Source organism: uncultured Aquimarina sp. (genome assembly GCF_947492115.1).
In the GTDB taxonomy this organism is placed as follows: Bacteria; Bacteroidota; Bacteroidia; order Flavobacteriales; family Flavobacteriaceae; genus Aquimarina.
In genome coordinates this window covers 550,324-568,100 of sequence record NZ_CANLMM010000002.1, presented here as the reverse complement: position 1 = coordinate 568,100, position 17,777 = coordinate 550,324, and the positions used below count along the sequence as shown (strand labels likewise).

Below are 17,777 nucleotides of genomic sequence, written 5' to 3'. Positions count from 1 at the left end.
GTATGTCTAGTTATTTGGTGTATTAAGTATTGTTTCTAGTTTGGCTTTATTGTTTATAATAGTAAGCATCGCTTGTAGTACTTCTTGTTGTACACTGTATAATTGTAATTGTGCTTGCCTTAATTCAAAACTTGAAGCCAATCCTTCGGTATATTTGATTTGATTTTTATTTTCTATTCTTTCTGCTAAAGAAAGATTCTGTTTTGATGTTTCATACGTTTCTAAAGAAAGTTGATAATCGCTTACTGTAGAATTGTACTGAAGCTGGATTTGTTGTTGTGCTTCAATAAAAGATGTATTTGCTTGCTCAAAAGCAATTCTCGCTCTTTGTGTTTTAGCACTTCTTCCCAAAGAACTGAAAATTGGAATGTTTAGGCTAACTCCCAAAATCGAAGATTGAAACCAGCGCTGATCATTTTCTAAAAATGTAAATGAATCACTATTTGCTTGTGTACCATAATTTACAAAAGCCGATAATGTTGGTAAAGCTCTACTTTTTTCTAATTTAAGTTCCAATCTTCGCTGTTCAGTTAACAGATATCCTAATCGGTAATCGATATTGTTTTCAATAACAAATGGTTTTAAACCAACAGAATTGTCTATGTTTTTAGTTGTTAGACTATCCAAATTATCTGACAATACTGTATTAGAATCTACATCAACTCCGATAGTAAGATTAAACATTTGCAAAGCTATTTTTGCTAGCCTTTCTGCATTGTTCAACTGATTTGTAATTTGTAATAAGGTAATCTGAAGTTGTTCTACATCTTCTTCTTCGGCTAGACCGTTTTCAAATACCTTTTTTCTTTCTTCATAATTCTTTTCTAAAGCAGCTTTGTTATTCTGTAGAATCTTTACACTTTCATTAGATACCAAGACACTTCCGTAAGCGTTGATCACACTTTCACGAACATTAAGTTGGGTTTTCTCTTGTGAATCATTGCTGTATTGTAAAAAGCTTTTGGCAGCCTCTAAGCCTACAAGGTATGACCCATCAAAAAGTAATTGCGATAAGGTAGCACTTGCAGTAAGTTGTTGTTTGGTTCCAAATACAACTGGAATAAAACCTTCCAAAGGATCTGGAGAACCGTTAGCGGTTAAATCAAAGAATTCTTCTACAGTATTAATGGTACTTTCTCTATTGTCAAAAGCGGAAGCTGGTAATAAAGAAACCGGTTGCTTTAATTGATTTTGGTAATCAATAGCTGCATTAATTTGTGGTAAACCGGTCGCGGTTGTTTCCCATTTCTGTTTAAGAGCTTTAGCTACATCACGTCTGGCATTGATGGATTGATAACTATTTTCCAAAGCAAACTCTATAGCTTCATCTAAGCTAAATGAATATTGTGAAGAAGCAGGAGTCTGCTGCGCAAAAGAAAATGTTATGAATAAGCTAAAGAAACATAAGGACCAAAGGTTGTTTCTCATAATTTATGGTTGTTTTAATAGATTGTTTAAAATTTTTAAGCCTTTTTCGGTGGCAATACCACGGATATGATATTCTAAGTAATCAGTCATTAATTTAGCAACTGGAAATTTATGGATGGGGAACATCTCTTGATCTTTGATGCCTGTCATTCCCATAAAATAAAGTCTTGAAATAATTTCTACGTCGATATTATCTCTGTAAACTCCAATTTGCTTACCTCTTTCTAAATTATCGATTACGCATTCCTGCATTGTATCAAACTGTCTAATTTTAAGGCTACTATGAATTTTTGGATAGTATTTCTGAAGTTGATATTGAGGAGATGTTTTTTCACCTTTTAGATGATGCATTACAAAAGCCTTGATAGCATATAATTCCTCAATTGGCTCTTTATTTTCTTCTAAAATAGCATCGATTCCATCGCTAACCGTACAGAATAAATGGTCGGTTGTAGCTTCTACCAACTTAGTTTTATTCTGAAAGTGCGCATAGATGGTTTTCTTAGAAATTCCCATTTCCGAAGCAAGATCATCCATTGTAACGCTCTTAAAACCTAAGTTTAAGAACATGTCATTCGCTTTTTCTATTATTTTTTCCTTCATATTGGGGTTTACTTAATTACAGTGCAAATGTACACGAGGAAACTTTAAAAACATTAAAAGTTTCCTAAGTTTCACAATTTTTTAACACTGATCTAACACGAATCGTCATTTTAGAGGGTTGAACTGTGGCCATCGTGTAGATTTTTTTTAAATAGAACGAAAAAGGCTGCCCAATTTGGACAGCCTTTTTAACAAGATCTTAGTTCTTAATTAATTATAAAGCTTTTTTCGGAATCTAGTATAAGCTCTGAAACTTCCGTTAGAAGATTGGTCACGTACTACGCGCAGTCGTCTTCCGTATCTTCTTTCAGGACTAAAAGGAGGCCAGCTTGGATCTACAATATGCACAGTCCAGTAGCTGGAATTCCATATACCATTTTCAAGCTCTACTTCTTTTCTTAGCTGCCATGTATCAATATATCTGTAGAATTTTACAGTAGTTTGTCCGCAAATGACATTTGTCCAGGTAAAAGCTTCGTTTAATTTTCTCCAGTTACCTCCAAATACCGATTGTCTGGTATTATTAGTCCAGGTTTGTGAGTCACAGAATTCTATATAATCAGGGTTTGAATTCAAAGGAACCTGACAACGTTGGCTTCTAAAGGTGTTCTCAGATTCATTATAACAACTACTGCTTTTTTCAAAGATTTCTTCATAGTTATTATCCAGGATCTCTACCTTTTTTAAAGAAGAGTCCATTGTTCTACCAGATTCTTGGAAAGCATCGTAACCAGCTGCTTTAGCTAATGCTTCAGGAATCGCTACATCTTGGTCAGTGAGTTCTATAAATAATTCGAAAGGAGAATGATTTTCCATTTCTATCATCAGTTCCTCGTTTTTTAAAAGGTCATAATCATACAGTTTAATAAGTTGAAATATTTCATACTCATTATCATTTTCATCACCAATTTCAAAGAGTTTTACATCCAATCCATTTTTCTGTATATGAGCAATTTCTCTTGATTTTGGAAGTGTATCATCATTAAGTTCTCCAATTAGATCCTGTTCCGAACTGGATTCAGATTGTGGTTTCTCACAAGAATATGAAATAATCATTGTGAGCATTAGGGCTAAAGTTTTAAAAGTGATTTTTTTCATGTGTAAATGGTTTATTTTGTTTACAACAAAGCTATTTTGAGTATAATTTTTGGATGTCCGAAAACTTTTACATTCAAAATATTAGGACATATTTAATGTGTATAGGATCTCTATTTCAAGAATTGTTTTTTTAATTTTTATTATACCTTAGCACAAAAATTCATTCAGTGCATACCATTTCCGATTACCAAAAATATTTTTTAGATTATTTATCAGAGAATACGATACAAAAAGAACCTAAGAATCTCTATGAACCTATTTCTTATATACTAACATTAGGAGGTAAAAGACTTAGGCCTGTTTTGGTATTGATGAGCTGCGAAATTTTTGGAGGTTCCTACGAAAAAGCTTTAGATGCAGCTTTGGCGATAGAGGTTTTTCATAATTTTTCTTTAGTGCATGATGATATCATGGATGATGCTCCGTTGAGAAGAGGAAAAGAAACGGTTCATGAAAAATGGGATGTAAATACGGGAATTCTTTCTGGCGATGCCATGTTGATCAATGCATATCAACTTTTCGAAAATTATGAAGGAGATATTTTTAGACAGTTAGCTCAGTTGTTTTCAAAAACAGCAATTGAAGTTTGTGAAGGACAGCAGTATGATATTGATTTCGAAACACGAGATGATGTTACTATTCCTGAGTATTTAAAAATGATTGAATATAAGACAGCAGTTTTAGTTGCGGCGGCTATGAAAATGGGAGCTATTATAGCTGAAGCTTCTGACACTTGTAGATCATCTGTTTATGATTTTGGACGATTATTAGGAATTGCATTTCAATTACAAGATGATTATTTGGATGCTTTTGGAGATCCAGAGACTTTTGGAAAACAAGTAGGGGGAGATATTATTGAGAATAAAAAAACCTTTTTGTATTTGAAAGCGATAGAAAAAGGGGATGATAGTCTAAAGAAACAATTAGAAGGGTTGTTTTCATTGCATCCAGAAAATCCTTCAGAAAAGATTCAAACAGTTAAAGGGATTTTTGAAACAACTGGTGCTAAGGAAAGTACAAGACAGGAAATTGAGAAATACACCAAAATTGCTTTTGATGTGTTAGAAGGTTTGTCAATTTCGGATGACAAAAAGAAAGTCTTGGAGACTTTTGGTAAACAGCTAATGAATAGAACTGTATAAATAGAAAGACCTGATCAGAAAATCAGGTCCACGCTTGGTTTGAGGCAAAAAAACACTGCGTAATAAGGTTAATAAAATTCTAATAGGTAAAAGTTTTATTAACTCCTTTTATTTTTAGTAATCTTGATCGAGTCAAAAGTAAAATCAGAGTTCGCCGTAAAGTTTTCTCCAGTTTTTACATTCATAAACTTCCACTGATATCCTTTTTCTGTTTCTTGCACATCAGATCTAGCTATAGAGGATATAGGAACACCAAGATAGTTTTGGATAATAGTATTGATTTTTGTGTTTATTTCTCCGCTAACATTATTTTGTGATGATGCTTGGGTAGCTATATTCTTAGAAGTAGTTACTTTTACTTCTTTAGTTTTTAGTGTTTCTTTAGAACCTGAACAGCTTACTGCTGCAAATCCTAAGAAAACTATAAGTAGTTTTGCTTTCATAATGAGTTTGTTTCTTGTACAAATGTATTGTTAAACCATATTTTTTTTACGGTTTAAGTGTGTTTTAAAAATGAAAAATTAGATAATTTGTTGGATTCATCGATGAAATGCAAACGCTAAAGAGTAAAAAAAGAAGTAATTGTTAATTGTATTAAAGTGAAGATGTTTACGAGGCTTTTATTGATAGTAATTATCCATGTTGGTTATGGTCAAGATAAATTTGATCAGGTTAATGATCGTTATGAAATTTTTTTAGAAAGAATTAATGTAAAGGATACCTTGTTAAAGAATAGAACGAAATATTATAAATGTGGGGAGGATATATCTGGTAGAATTGAATATTATTATGAGAAGGAGGAGTTAAAATTGATGATGCATATCTATAAACAAGGTTTTGGAAATAATTCGTTTTTGGAGAATTATTTTATTCAAAACGATTCATTGCAGCTTAAAACCGTAATATCAGAAGAGATTTTTTTTAATACACTTTATAAAGAGAGTAGTCAAGGAGTTTCTTCTACTAGTGTTGAAAAAGTTATAGAAATTACCGAGCAACGAATGCTTTTTAAAGATGATGATGTTCCAGCTTGTATTGAAAGAAAGCATGGAGCAATACTTTCAGAGTGGGACCAAGGATATTTCGACTCCTTAGCATTTGATAAAGGAGTTTGTATTGAAAATAAGGAAGATATCTTATATAAATACCGTTTACTTAGAAAAGCAGAAAAAAAACTAGAGAGTTATTCGAATAGAAAGCCCAAATGTATTTTTCATCTTTGGTAAAATGAGTAGCTAAAAGTCCGAAACCTGTGTGTTTTCCTTTTTATTATTCTTCTCTATTTTAACAGAACTAAATTTTAGGTCCGAAAACCCTTTGAAACTACTTCCATTTCTAACATTTAGAAATTTCCAGTAATAGCCATTATCCGTCTTAGTGATTGGAGATATGGCTATAGAAGAAATAGAAACACCGAGATGACTTTCGATAATCGTATTTATTTTCTTCTGAATTTTTGGATCGTTAACTTCTCCTGTTTTAACAGATTTATCTTTTTTTACAAAATAAGGATTGTTATCAGGATCGAAATTAGAAGTGGCTACTTTTTTGTTACTAGAACAAGACGACAGTGCTATTGCCACTAAAAGCGTTAGAGTTAAGTTTTTCATGATGTTTTTGGGGTCTTATTATTTAATTATCATAAAATTACTAAAAGAAATGCAGATTTGATCTTATAAGGCCTAATATTAGATAATAAGTAGTTTTTCTAGATAAACTACCAGATTTTTGCAGCAAATAGCGGGAATTTTTAAAAGAACACTCTCACAAAAGGAGCATAAGCACTTGCATAGATACTTTTGTTTTCGTCATATAAAACATCATATCTGAGTCCAACACTTACAAAACCAATCCTATATCCTGCACCTATAAAAAGAGCTGGATACCAATAATCATCACTGAAATCTTCTCCGTCAATTTCGAAATTTCTGCTTACACCCATTTGTTCAAACTCAGCAGATAGTTGTAAAGAAGGAAAAGGGTTGTATAATGTAATAAGACTTGCACCATAATTTGTAGCAGTAAAATTTCGAGAATCTGTATAACCGAAGTTGAGTCCAAATCCCGCACTGAACTGATTATTAAAATCATACACTGCAGAAGGTGCTAAAATACCATTAAACGTATCATCGGTAAAACCAATACCAATATTTCCACCAATTCTAACTTTGGACCAAAAATTATTATCCTGAGCATAACATTCTTGTAAGGAAAGGAAAATTGATAATACTAATACGGAAATTTTGATTTTATGAATAAGAATTAGTTTCATTGTTAAAATTGTAAAAAAATGTTACAATAAATATATATAATTCGATACTCATTATACTGTAATTGTTGTATTTTTGTGATGTTTTATAATAAAAAGACGGTTGAATACTTACATATGGATAAATATTCATTTTTGAATGCGGCTAATACCGCATTTTTTGCAGACTTATATGATCAATATCTGCAAAGCCCAGATAGCGTAGAGCCAAGCTGGAGAGCATTTTTTCAGGGATTTGATTTTGGTATGGAAAGTGCCGATGGTGCTGGAGAAACAATTTATATCGAAAAAGAATCCGGTGATACTGTTGCAGTTCCAGAAAATGTTCAAAAAGAGTTTCAGGTAATTAGATTAATCGATGGCTACAGAACAAGAGGTCATCTTTTTACCAAAACGAACCCAGTTAGAGAGCGCAGAAAATACACACCTACATTAGCATTAGAAAATTTTGGTTTAAGTCAAGCTGATCTCAATACTACCTTTAACGCAGGTGAGATAATTGGTATCGGACCGAACACTTTGAGCAATATCATTGTTCATTTAGAACAAATATATTGTGATGCAATAGGGATCGAGTATATGTATATTCGTAATCCTGAGGAACGTGCTTGGATACAAAGTCGTGTAAATTTTAATACCAACAGAACGAAGTTTACTAACGATCAGAAAAAGCATATTCTTAAGAAGCTTAATCAGGCTGTTTCGTTTGAAAGTTTCTTGCATACTAAGTACGTTGGTCAGAAACGTTTTTCACTAGAAGGAGGAGAGTCTTTAATCCCTGCGTTAGATGCCTTGGTTGAAAAAGCAGCCGATATGGGAGTTAAAGAGTTTGTGATGGGAATGGCACATAGAGGTCGTTTGAGTACACTTACCAATATTTTCGGAAAAAGCCCAAAAGATATCTTTAGTGAGTTTGATGGTAAGGATTATGAAGAAGCGATCTTTGATGGTGATGTGAAATATCACTTAGGATGGACCTCTAAGAGAGAAACGGATTCAGGGAAAGCTATTAATATGAATATAGCACCAAATCCATCCCACCTAGAAACTGTTGGTGCTGTGGTAGAAGGAATCACAAGAGCAAAACAAGATAGACATTATAAAGAAGATATATCTCAGGTATTACCAATTGTAGTGCATGGAGATGCCGCTATTGCAGGGCAAGGTTTGGTATACGAAATTGTTCAAATGGCGCAATTAGACGGATACAAGACTGGTGGTACAATCCATATTGTAGTAAATAATCAAATCGGTTTTACTACCAATTATTTAGATGCGCGTTCTTCTACATATTGTACAGATGTAGGTAAAGTTACACTTTCTCCTGTACTTCATGTAAATTCAGATGATGCCGAAGCAGTAGTTCATGCTACTAATTTTGCTTTGGATTTTAGAATGAATTTTGGACGTGATGTATTTATCGATTTATTAGGATATCGAAAATATGGTCATAATGAAGGAGATGAACCACGTTTTACACAACCTAAGTTGTATAAAGCAATTGCTAAGCATAAAAACCCAAGAGATATTTATGCAGCAAAATTAATCGCGGATGGCATTATAAACAATGACTATGTAGCGGAATTGGAAAAGGAGTATAAAGCATCACTGGAAGAAGAGTTAGAAGATTCTCGTAAGCAGGATAAAACTATTATCACGCCATTCATGCAAGATGAATGGGCAGGTTTTACGAGAGTTCAGGAAGATGAGATGATGGCAAATGTAGATACTACGTATTCTAAAGAGAGTCTTACTGAAATCGCTGAAGTAATTACCAAACTACCATCAGATAAAAAGTTCCTTCGAAAAATTGATAAAATTATAAAGGATAGAAATAAGCGCTTTTTTGAAACAGATGAGTTAGATTGGGCAATGGGAGAACTATTAGCATATGGATCTTTATTAAAAGAAGGGTATGATGTGCGTATGAGTGGGCAAGATGTAGAAAGAGGAACCTTCTCTCATCGACATGCTGTTATAAAAGTGGAAGATAGCGAAGAAGAGGTGCTATTATTAAATAACCTGAAAGGTGATCAAGGAGATTTTTATATCTATAACTCATTTTTATCAGAGTATGGAGTAGTAGGATTTGATTATGGTTATGCAATGGCAAGTCCTAAGTCTTTGACTATCTGGGAAGCTCAATTTGGAGATTTTAGTAATGGTGCTCAAATCATGATAGATCAGTACATTTCTTCTGCTGAGGATAAATGGAAGCTTCAAAATGGTTTGGTGATGTTATTACCTCATGGTTATGAGGGGCAAGGAGCAGAGCATTCTTCTGCTAGAATGGAACGTTATCTACAATTATGTGCTAAGGATAATATGTTTGTTGCAGATGTTACTACACCAGCTAATTTGTTTCATTTGCTGAGAAGACAAATGAAAGCTGATTATCGTAAGCCTTTGATTATTTTTACTCCTAAAAGTTTGTTACGTCATCCTAAGGTAGTTTCTTCTATCGATGATTTGGCAAATGGAAGTTTTCAAACGGTTATCGATGATGCAGATGCTAAAGAAAAAGACACGAAAACACTAGTATTCTGTACTGGTAAATTCTATTATGATCTTTTAGAGCAAAAGGAAAAGTTAGAAAGAAATGATGTAGCTTTAGTTCGAATAGAACAATTATTCCCACTTCCGGTGAACGAAATGGATGCTTTAATTAAGAAGTATAGTAAAGCGAAAGATGTTGTTTGGGCTCAGGAAGAACCGCGTAATATGGGAGCATTAAGTCATATTTTAATGCATTTTGATGGGGCAACTTCATTTAGATTTGCAAGTAGAAGACCGTATGGAGCTCCAGCAGCTGGAAGCGCGACAAGATCTAAAAGAAGGCATCAGGAAGTGATTGATTTTGTATTTGATAAAACAAAAGACAATCAAAGAAGAAAAAAGAAATAGTAAGGTAAAGTAAAAATCGAAAATTTTTCGCTCACGCGATATAAAGTATAAACTTAGAATTATGGCTTTAGAAATGAAAGTCCCTTCTCCGGGAGAATCCATTACAGAAGTAGAAATTGCTCAATGGCTTGTAGAAAACGGTGATTATGTAGAAAAGGATCAAGCTATTGCCGAAGTAGATAGTGATAAAGCAACATTAGAATTACCTGCAGAAGCTAGCGGTATTATCACTTTAAAGGCAGAAGAAGGTGATGCAGTAGCGGTTGGTGAGGTTGTATGTCTTATAGATACGGATGCTGCAAAACCAGAAGGAGGTGCATCTGCATCTTCTGAAGCTCCTAAAGTAGAAGAGAAAAAAGAAGAACCTGCTCCGGTAAAAGCAGAAACACCAGCTCCTCAGAAAACAACTACGTACGCTACAGGTACTGCTTCTCCGGCAGCTAAAAAAGTATTAACAGAAAAAGGTATTGATGCTTCTCAGGTAAAAGGTACTGGTAGAGATGGTCGTATTACAAAAGCAGATGCTGTTGATGCTAAACCTTCTATGGGAACTCCAGGTTTAGGAAGTAGAGGAGAGTCTAGAAAGAAATTGTCTATGTTGCGAAGAAAAGTAGCAGAGAGATTAGTTTCTGTAAAGAACGAAACTGCGATGCTTACTACTTTTAATGAAGTAGATATGCAGCCAATTTTTGATTTAAGAAAAGAATATAAAGAAACCTTTAAGGCTAAGCATGGAGTAAGTCTTGGATTTATGTCATTCTTTACGTTAGCTTGTGTAAGAGCACTAAAGATGTATCCAGCAGTAAATTCTATGATTGATGGTAAAGAAATGCTTTCTTTCGACTTTCAGGATATAAGTATTGCTGTGTCTGGACCAAAAGGATTAATGGTTCCTGTAATTAGAAATGCGGAAAATTTAAGTTTCAGAGGTGTAGAGTCAGAAGTGAAAAGATTAGCTATTCGCGCTAGAGAAGGACAAATTACTGTGGATGAAATGACAGGAGGAACCTTTACAATCACAAATGGTGGAGTATTCGGAAGTATGTTGTCAACTCCAATAATTAATCCTCCTCAGAGTGCGATTTTAGGGATGCATAATATTGTAGAAAGACCAATTGTACGAGATGGTCAAATTGTTGTTGCACCAATTATGTACGTAGCGTTATCTTATGATCACAGAATAATTGATGGTAAAGAATCTGTAGGGTTCTTAGTAGCGGTAAAAGAGGCGTTAGAAAATCCAGTAGAGTTATTAATGGATAATAATGTTAGTAAAGCATTAGAACTTTAGGATAGAATAAAATTTATAATCTTATAAAAAACCTCTGAAATAATTTCAGAGGTTTTTTATTCTAGCAAATTTGGATACCTTGATTAATCTATTTTTTGATTAATTTAGAAGTATAGCTTTGACCTTCTGCAATTATCTTAACCAGATATAAACCTGAAGTAACATTGCTAATATCTATATTGGCGATTGTTTTGTCTACTTCGCGAGATAGTATTTTCTTTCCTTGTACCGAATATAATTCTACTTTAGAAATAGTGGTAGATAAGGAAGATTGGATGTTTAAAACATTGCTTGTTGGATTAGGGAAAATCTTAAACGCATTTTCGATTTGCTCGTTTTCATCTATGGATAGTGTATTTGATTCTCTTTGATAAAAATCTAACGCGTGCATTGCATACACTAACGGAGCATTCCAATTGATAGTAATTTCATTGGTAGAATAAGAACACCAGTGATCTACATATTTAGAGGCTGGAAAGTTAGTAGGAAAACTAACACCAGAACCAGAGCAATCTCCCGTATCTGGATTATTTTCATTTTGTGGTCCACCAACAATCATTCCTGGTACTGGTGCGGAAACACCATCGGCATCAGAAATTCTGTGATGAGGTTCGAATACTTGCTTGTCTCCGAATCCTGTAACATAAGAAAATCCTGTACCATTTCTTCCAAAAATATAATCCATTGCCGTATAAGCAGCATCTAAATAGGATTCATCATTTGTAAGTTCGTATGCTCTAATTAGTAAAAATAGCTGGTTTCCAACAGCGCCATTACTACCCCATGAGTAATCATTGCCTTCCATGGTAATTTTCATTGCAGACGAATTAACACGATCTCTTAGTTCATTGGCTGTTCCTAATAAAGTATTGTTGGCCTGTGTAACATTTATAGATCCGGTTAAACTAGTTGCATGATGTGCAATAGAAATTAGTGCTAAAGGATCACTATAAGGCCAACTGGGTGTTCCTCCTCCGATAGAGCTTACATCAATATCATCCTTATAATTGGTTTCTCCAGTCGTAATAAATAATTCTACGGCTGCCCACTGAAATTCATCAGTTACATTCGTATCTCCATATTCTCCAGTCTGAATATCCGAAACTGGACCTCCGCTTCCTTGACTATAATAAACAGTAGGATTTGCTTTTGCCCAAGTGTAGGCATCTTTAGCAGCATTTTCTAATTGAGTGCTAAATCCAGGACGTACGCTTTCGTAATCGGCAAATATTCTGGATGCTACCGCTGTTACTGCTGCAAAGTTTAATGCGGCTGCTGTCGATTTCTGAACTACATATCGCTGTAAATTGTAATCCGCAGGCATAATTCTTCCAGAAAAAGATTTTGCTGTTAACTTATGATAGACTCCTCCATCAAAAGGATCTTGCATGGTTAACATCCAATCTAGGTTCCATAAGACTTCATCCAAAATATCAGGAAGATCGCCACCCTGTTCAGGTATGTTGTATTGTAAGTTTTCCCATTCTGTTTTATAGTGTTCGAAAGCAGCTAATAGGGTATAAGTGCTTATTCCACTATTTACAATATATTTATTATAATCTCCAGCGTCATACCATCCTTTTGGTGAGGATATGATGAAGTTTTCAGGTCTACCAGAAGAAACTGCTGATGAATGTATTCTTACTTGTGTGTCCGGTGTTCCTGCTGGTCTGGCATATACGCCAGCATGAGTAGCCTCTAAAGCAGTAGACGATCGATTATAATAATAGTATTTAAAGGCTTCTTCTCTTAGTTCGGCATATCCATCATCACTGACTTTAAAAGAAATCTCCTCCTGATCAACTTGAAAACGATAAGTTCCCTCAGCATCTACTCCAGAAATATCAACATTGGCAATATGTTCTCCTGAATCACTCCATAAAGAGGATGGTCCTGTAGTTCCTGATAATACAATATTATCATTACTGTCTAAAACTGTATAAGCTTGATTGCTAAAACTACTTTGCGCTGCAATACTGATAGTCTTATTTCTTCCGGTTAAATATCCAACTTGATTATAACGAACATCAAAGGTAGATGGAGGAGGAATAGCTTCTAAAGGTTCTCCAAAAGAAATCCAGTCAATAGTAATTGTTCCGTTGTACTGACCTCCATTGGTTCCAGGATTGACAAAAAATTGCACAAACCTAATTTTAGAAGAATCTACTGGACAAGGTGCTGTAGCTTGAGTACAAGAAGATCCTCCATAGCCTCCATCTTGTAAGCTAGAGGAATAATCAAGTTCATAAATTGTAGAAGTGCCATCTATTCTAACAGATTGTGGACTTAAGTTAGTTACAAAATCATCTTCATCTTGTATATCTACTCTGAAATCGGGATTAGAAGTTCCTGAAACTTTAATAAAAAGCTTATTGTTACCAGAAGCATCTATCGATATATCTGTTCCGGAATTGTGCAAAGTATACACGATAGGATCAAAATCCCCAGCGGTACCATCTCCTTGTATAACCAGATTTCCTCCAGATAAAGATGAGGAATAAGAACTAGAAGACTCTACAGAGAGTATTCCTTCATCAAAGTCATCGCTATAGACGACTTGGGCATTAACTTGAAAAACTACCAATAATAAAATTAAGGTAGCAAATAAATTTCTTTTTTTCATCGGGACAATTTTTAATTTCGAGCTACAATTTTATTTCTAAAAATAGATTATAGCCCATTTTAACGATTTGTGGCGAGCGAAAATTAAATCATAAATAAATCGATCAAAAAATGAAATCTGAAAATCAACGAAAACTTACTTAAGATTTTAAGTAAAAAGTTGATTTATGTTCTTTTTTTATTTTTTAATTAATGACGATTTATTTAACGGGCATTTTAAGCTCATTTTGAACATTATGTTTAAGAACCAAATTTAAAGAAGGAATGTGTTACTGCTTTAATAATTATATCTTAACATTTTATGTACATTATCTTTTTTGCAGAGATAACAGGTTAAAACACGCTGAGTAAGCGCGTTTTTGAAGGGTTTTCGAATAAAATAGTATGAGTTTGAAAAGTATAGATTTAAAGATATTTTATATAATTAATATCTCTTTTAAACAGATAAATTCAGGAGGTATAGCCTTTTCTTTCTATACAAAATCCTATAAAATTATTTCTGTATATGGAATAATCGTTTGATAACCTTTGTTTTCAAAATATTTCATGTCATCTTTACTTCCTGTAGCTAGTACAAAATCACCTCCCCAACCACCTAAACTTTTTACACTTCCTGCATAATCTGAGAATAAATTAGTTTTTACAGTAGGAGTCTTAATGATTTTTGAGATGATATCTTCATGTAAATCTACTAATACATTAAACTCTTCTAAAGAATCACAGCTAACTATTTTGTGAGTGATTTCTGTGATGGAAGTTGCAGCTTTATCAAAATCTTTAAGAGGTAATGATTGATAGTGTTTGATGGATTGTTTACTGTCTTGTTTTTTGTTTAAATAGATAAAAAATAAAGAATCTTTGAAAGTGGGCTTGAAATCTATTTCCTGTACAAGAGGTTTTCCTTCCTTACGAGTGTATAGTATAGGACTATTATGTTTGGCACTGGCAATATCATAACCACTGCCTCCAAAACTTTTATTGAGTAATGTGTAAGCATCTACATCAGCCCATTGAGCAATATTGTTTATAAGTGTGGAAGAAGAACCTAGTCCCCATTGTCTATTAAATTCTAATTTCGTTTCTATACTATATCCTTTAGGATCGGATAAAAATTTTGGATTTAATTCCTGAGCTACTTTTAAAATTTTGAAAAGTGTTTCAGAAATACCTAATCCTTCTTCGTCATGTATAATAGAATCTGAAGAAGTTTCTATAGAATATAAATCTTGTAAAGGTAATGGTATGATAGTTTCAAACCATTTTAAGTTATTATCGTCAATACTTTTCCAGGTGATTTGTGCGGTCTCATTTTCAGTTACCTCTAGCCATTGACCTTTTTTGGTAGGTAATGCTAATGCTGGGATACCATCAAGGACTAAATATTCTGAAGTTAAGAGTAGTTTACCGTGACTATAAAATTTGTTTTTCGACATATATGATAGATTAGTCAAAAACAAATGTACTTTTTTAAGTGCTTTTATAAAATTAGGTAAGAAATAAATTAGAAATTGATGGTATCAGAGAATTTGATTGCAATACCTAATTAAGTTGGGAGATAATTTAAATATCCATAATCTACTAATTGAGAAGATTCTTTTATGGGAATCGATGTATTGTCTTTTATCAAATATAGCTCATCGGATACATTAAGAATCTGGCGATACATGTGATCGGTAATAATGATGATTTTATATGCTTTTTCTTTTTCAATAAGTTCGATGAATTTTTCGACATATAAAGGAGTAATGTTAGAAAAAGGCTCATCCAACAGTGCAATGTCACCTGAACTCATGAGCATAAGGTAGGTTTCAATTATTCTTTTTTCACCTCCTGATAGATCATATATGTGAGGGTTTTTATATTTCCGAAAAGTTTTGAAGTCAGACACAAAATTTTCCCAAGTAAGATCGAATAGTCTAAATACCCTTTTTAGAGGTATATTTTTGGGTATGGTATCAATTTGAGATAAATATTTTACTTTTTTGGATAAGTATAAGGGTTTGCTTTGGTGTTTTCCATCAATTCGGATTAACTTATTTTGCGGTTTTAAATGCCCAAAAACAATTTTTAACAAACTACTTTTTCCACATCCATTTCTTCCTAATATTCCTGTTACTTTTCCTTTTTCTACTTTTATGTAAATACCGTTCAGAATAAACTTATCACCGTAGGATAATTCTATATTGTCAATTTCCAAAATCATGAAATAAAATATTGAAATGCATAAAATGTGATTGCAGAAATTATACAATCAAAAAGAAACCCAACCAGAAAAAGATACATGTGATGCAAGCCAAGGTTTTCATAAAATAAGAAACGATCTGTATATGAAACCTCCATGTTGGTATAAGAAACAAACTTGTGCCATACTTTTAATCCCAAAAAGTACAGTAGTTTAATGAGGATAATAAAAGAAAGATTTGTATTATTATCTCTAAATAATAGCAATAACGTAGCAAATGTAAGCACTACAAACTGCTTTCTGTAAAAATATAGTAAGAGATATAATTTGGTGGGCATAACTAAAAACCTTGAAGGTAATGCTTAAGACTGAATTATTGTTAAGAATGAGCTATTACCAAGATACTTCCTGTAGTAAGGACGAAGGTTTTGTTTAGTTATGACAGTTTTCTGAAATTATAGACCACAAAAAGAGCTTTTATGTTTTTCTTTTTAAGCTAATATCTCTGTTTAAAGTTATTTGTTTTTATCAGTATAAGCATACAAAAAAGCCAATGATACTAAGGTTCCTGATACCATTGAAGAAATAGCAGTTTGTAAAAAAGATAAACGATTAAAATAGAAGTATTCTATAGCAATATGAATGCAAAAAGTAATTGCGGATATTAAGATTAAATTTTTTAGGAAGAAACGAGTTTTCATTATTTTCTGAGCTTTTCAATTTGTTCTACTACCTTACTATGACTTACTGTATTGGTTTTGAAATATGTTATCAATGATTCCTTTTCTGAAGCTGTTGCCTCAAACTGATTTAGAATGTTCATCAAATGCATTTTCATATGACCTTGCTGAATTCCAGTTGTAATCAAGGAATTGATCGCTCCAAAGTTTTGCGCTAGTCCTGCTACCGCCGTAATTTTCATTAATTGTTTGGCATCTGGTTTTCCTAATAAGTTTAGTGCTAGTTTTACCAAAGGATGCAAAGAGGTTAGCCCTCCAACAGTTCCTAAAGCTAATGGTATTTGTATAGAAAAGTAAAATGTATCATTTTCAATTTTGGCATCGGTAAGACTTGTGTATTTACCATTTCTAGAAGCATAAGCATGTGCTCCTGCTTCAATAGCTCTAAAATCGTTTCCTGTAGCCAATACTACGGCGTCGATTCCATTCATAATACCTTTATTATGAGTTACCGCTCTATAGGGTTCTATTTTGGCAATCTCTACGGCTCTTACAAATTTTTTGGCATAGGCATCAGGAGATAATCCTTCTACAGTAGGTAAGGTTTCTACAGGACAAGAAACAGAAGCTTTTACAACACATTCTGGTACATAATTAGACAATATACTCATGATGATTTCGATATCCTTTTCATCATCTGAAAATTTATCATAAGAATCGGCGGCATTTGTTAGAAAATCGGCAAACTGCTCTAAGCAAGAGTTTATAAAATTAGCACCCATTGCATCTGCTGTTCCAAATGTACAATGAAGTTGATAATAATTTTCGATTTCATCAGTTTTGTCTCTTAGCTCAATATCAATAATTCCTCCACCTCTTTTTTCCATATTTTTGGTAATATGAGAAGCAGACGAAATAAGATCAGATTTTATAGTTTCAAAGAATGTTCTTAATGAAGAAGTATCTCCTTTAAAGGTGAAATGTACTTGCCCGACTTTAGTCGTAGATAATACTTCTGCATGAAAGCCACCTCGATTTTGCCAAAATTTAGCGGCTTTGCTGGCTGCAGCTACTACAGAACTCTCTTCAATTGCCATTGGAATGGTAAAACGCTCTCCGTTGATCAAAAAGTTTGGGGCTATGGAAAATGGTAAATAGTAGTTCGATATAGTGTTTTCAGTAAACTCGTCATGCAATTGCTGAAGCTTTTCGTCAGAATTCCAGTACGTTTTAAGTATTTCGATAGTTTTTTGATCATTATTAAAATGATGTTCTACCAACCAGTTTATTTTGTCTGATTTAGAAAGCTTAGAAAAGCCAGAAACTACAGGAGCCATATTGAATTTTTACGATCTGGCCTCAAAGATACTATTCTGTTTGGTTTCAATCGATTTTTCAGAATTCTTATGCGTTTTTTATAATTGTTCTAAGCTGAAATATATTTTCAATTCCCTTGGATTTATTGATGATATGCTAATAAATATTCGATTATCGAATGTCGTTTTATTGTATTTAACGTCAATTGTTGTATTTTTCACGGATTTTTTAGTATTCTTGA

Annotated in this window: 14 protein-coding genes; 4 read left to right on the top strand and 10 right to left on the bottom strand. The window is 33.3% G+C overall.

Annotated features, from left to right (window positions below; translation table 11 throughout):
- Nucleotides 1-6 precede the first annotated feature (6 nt).
- From Q1A73_RS07860 to Q1A73_RS07850, 3 genes are all read right to left on the bottom strand, one after another.
- Nucleotides 7-1,428 (bottom strand): TolC family protein, encoded by a 1,422-nt coding sequence (locus Q1A73_RS07860; protein ID WP_299603825.1) that lies wholly within the window; start codon nucleotides 1,426-1,428, stop codon nucleotides 7-9.
- A gap of 3 nt (nucleotides 1,429-1,431) precedes the next feature.
- Nucleotides 1,432-2,031: a TetR/AcrR family transcriptional regulator gene (locus Q1A73_RS07855; protein WP_299603822.1), complete on the bottom strand. Its 600-nt coding sequence runs from the start codon at nucleotides 2,029-2,031 to the stop codon at nucleotides 1,432-1,434.
- A gap of 210 nt (nucleotides 2,032-2,241) precedes the next feature.
- On the bottom strand, nucleotides 2,242-3,129 hold the full coding sequence (locus tag Q1A73_RS07850) for a hypothetical protein (RefSeq protein WP_299603818.1): 888 nt from the start codon (nucleotides 3,127-3,129) through the stop codon (nucleotides 2,242-2,244).
- 167 nt (nucleotides 3,130-3,296) lie between these two features.
- On the opposite strand from Q1A73_RS07850, the gene Q1A73_RS07845 reads away from it, so the two are divergent.
- Nucleotides 3,297-4,271 (top strand): polyprenyl synthetase family protein, encoded by a 975-nt coding sequence (locus tag Q1A73_RS07845; protein ID WP_299603816.1) that lies wholly within the window; start codon nucleotides 3,297-3,299, stop codon nucleotides 4,269-4,271.
- Between the two features lie 98 nt (nucleotides 4,272-4,369).
- Here Q1A73_RS07845 and Q1A73_RS07840 read toward each other — a convergent pair whose 3' ends face one another.
- Nucleotides 4,370-4,714, bottom strand: a complete 345-nt coding sequence (locus Q1A73_RS07840) for a hypothetical protein (protein WP_299603813.1) — start codon at nucleotides 4,712-4,714, stop codon at nucleotides 4,370-4,372.
- 156 nt (nucleotides 4,715-4,870) lie between these two features.
- Between Q1A73_RS07840 and Q1A73_RS07835 the strand changes: the two genes are divergently transcribed.
- Nucleotides 4,871-5,497 carry a hypothetical protein gene (locus tag Q1A73_RS07835; protein WP_299603810.1) on the top strand — a complete coding sequence of 209 codons (627 nt, stop codon included), beginning with the start codon at nucleotides 4,871-4,873 and terminating at the stop codon, nucleotides 5,495-5,497.
- Between the two features lie 9 nt (nucleotides 5,498-5,506).
- Here Q1A73_RS07835 and Q1A73_RS07830 read toward each other — a convergent pair whose 3' ends face one another.
- The gene (locus tag Q1A73_RS07830; RefSeq protein WP_299603808.1) at nucleotides 5,507-5,881 is read right to left on the bottom strand and encodes a hypothetical protein; all 375 of its coding nucleotides are present in this window, start codon (nucleotides 5,879-5,881) and stop codon (nucleotides 5,507-5,509) included.
- Nucleotides 5,882-6,021: 140 nt separating this feature from the next.
- Nucleotides 6,022-6,543, bottom strand: a complete 522-nt coding sequence (locus tag Q1A73_RS07825; protein WP_299603806.1) for a hypothetical protein — start codon at nucleotides 6,541-6,543, stop codon at nucleotides 6,022-6,024.
- Nucleotides 6,544-6,657: 114 nt separating this feature from the next.
- Between Q1A73_RS07825 and Q1A73_RS07820 the strand changes: the two genes are divergently transcribed.
- Nucleotides 6,658-9,444 carry a 2-oxoglutarate dehydrogenase E1 component gene (locus Q1A73_RS07820; RefSeq protein ID WP_299603804.1) on the top strand — a complete coding sequence of 929 codons (2,787 nt, stop codon included), beginning with the start codon at nucleotides 6,658-6,660 and terminating at the stop codon, nucleotides 9,442-9,444.
- Nucleotides 9,445-9,505: 61 nt separating this feature from the next.
- A complete protein-coding gene (odhB, locus tag Q1A73_RS07815) occupies nucleotides 9,506-10,735 on the top strand; it encodes a 2-oxoglutarate dehydrogenase complex dihydrolipoyllysine-residue succinyltransferase (protein WP_299603802.1) in 1,230 nt (409 codons plus the stop codon).
- 88 nt (nucleotides 10,736-10,823) lie between these two features.
- Here the strand turns inward: odhB and Q1A73_RS07810 are convergent, their stop codons facing one another.
- The 4 genes from Q1A73_RS07810 to Q1A73_RS07795 all read right to left on the bottom strand — a co-directional run bounded on the left by Q1A73_RS07810 (nucleotide 10,824) and on the right by Q1A73_RS07795 (nucleotide 17,556).
- On the bottom strand, nucleotides 10,824-13,358 hold the full coding sequence (locus Q1A73_RS07810) for a glycoside hydrolase family 9 protein (RefSeq protein ID WP_299603800.1): 2,535 nt from the start codon (nucleotides 13,356-13,358) through the stop codon (nucleotides 10,824-10,826).
- Between the two features lie 484 nt (nucleotides 13,359-13,842).
- Nucleotides 13,843-14,790 (bottom strand): GYDIA family GHMP kinase, encoded by a 948-nt coding sequence (locus tag Q1A73_RS07805; RefSeq protein WP_299603797.1) that lies wholly within the window; start codon nucleotides 14,788-14,790, stop codon nucleotides 13,843-13,845.
- Nucleotides 14,791-14,900: 110 nt separating this feature from the next.
- Nucleotides 14,901-15,560 carry an ABC transporter ATP-binding protein gene (locus Q1A73_RS07800; protein ID WP_299603794.1) on the bottom strand — a complete coding sequence of 220 codons (660 nt, stop codon included), beginning with the start codon at nucleotides 15,558-15,560 and terminating at the stop codon, nucleotides 14,901-14,903.
- Between the two features lie 679 nt (nucleotides 15,561-16,239).
- The gene (locus Q1A73_RS07795) at nucleotides 16,240-17,556 is read right to left on the bottom strand and encodes a hydroxymethylglutaryl-CoA reductase, degradative (RefSeq protein ID WP_299603792.1); all 1,317 of its coding nucleotides are present in this window, start codon (nucleotides 17,554-17,556) and stop codon (nucleotides 16,240-16,242) included.
- Nucleotides 17,557-17,777 lie beyond the last annotated feature (221 nt).

Bases quoted from the DNA above. Each gene is read 5' to 3' on its own strand.
- Q1A73_RS07795 (WP_299603792.1), bottom strand. From the start codon at position 17,556: ATGGCTCCTGTAGTTTCTGGCTTTTCTAAGCTTTCTAAATCAGACAAA.
- Q1A73_RS07855 (WP_299603822.1), bottom strand. From the start codon at position 2,031: ATGAAGGAAAAAATAATAGAAAAAGCGAATGACATGTTCTTAAACTTA.
- Q1A73_RS07810 (WP_299603800.1), bottom strand. From the start codon at position 13,358: ATGAAAAAAAGAAATTTATTTGCTACCTTAATTTTATTATTGGTAGTT.
- Q1A73_RS07850 (WP_299603818.1), bottom strand. From the start codon at position 3,129: ATGAAAAAAATCACTTTTAAAACTTTAGCCCTAATGCTCACAATGATT.
- Q1A73_RS07830 (WP_299603808.1), bottom strand. From the start codon at position 5,881: ATGAAAAACTTAACTCTAACGCTTTTAGTGGCAATAGCACTGTCGTCT.
- Q1A73_RS07825 (WP_299603806.1), bottom strand. From the start codon at position 6,543: ATGAAACTAATTCTTATTCATAAAATCAAAATTTCCGTATTAGTATTA.
- Q1A73_RS07860 (WP_299603825.1), bottom strand. From the start codon at position 1,428: ATGAGAAACAACCTTTGGTCCTTATGTTTCTTTAGCTTATTCATAACA.
- odhB (WP_299603802.1), top strand. From the start codon at position 9,506: ATGGCTTTAGAAATGAAAGTCCCTTCTCCGGGAGAATCCATTACAGAA.
- Q1A73_RS07800 (WP_299603794.1), bottom strand. From the start codon at position 15,560: ATGATTTTGGAAATTGACAATATAGAATTATCCTACGGTGATAAGTTT.
- Q1A73_RS07840 (WP_299603813.1), bottom strand. From the start codon at position 4,714: ATGAAAGCAAAACTACTTATAGTTTTCTTAGGATTTGCAGCAGTAAGC.
- Q1A73_RS07805 (WP_299603797.1), bottom strand. From the start codon at position 14,790: ATGTCGAAAAACAAATTTTATAGTCACGGTAAACTACTCTTAACTTCA.
- Q1A73_RS07820 (WP_299603804.1), top strand. From the start codon at position 6,658: ATGGATAAATATTCATTTTTGAATGCGGCTAATACCGCATTTTTTGCA.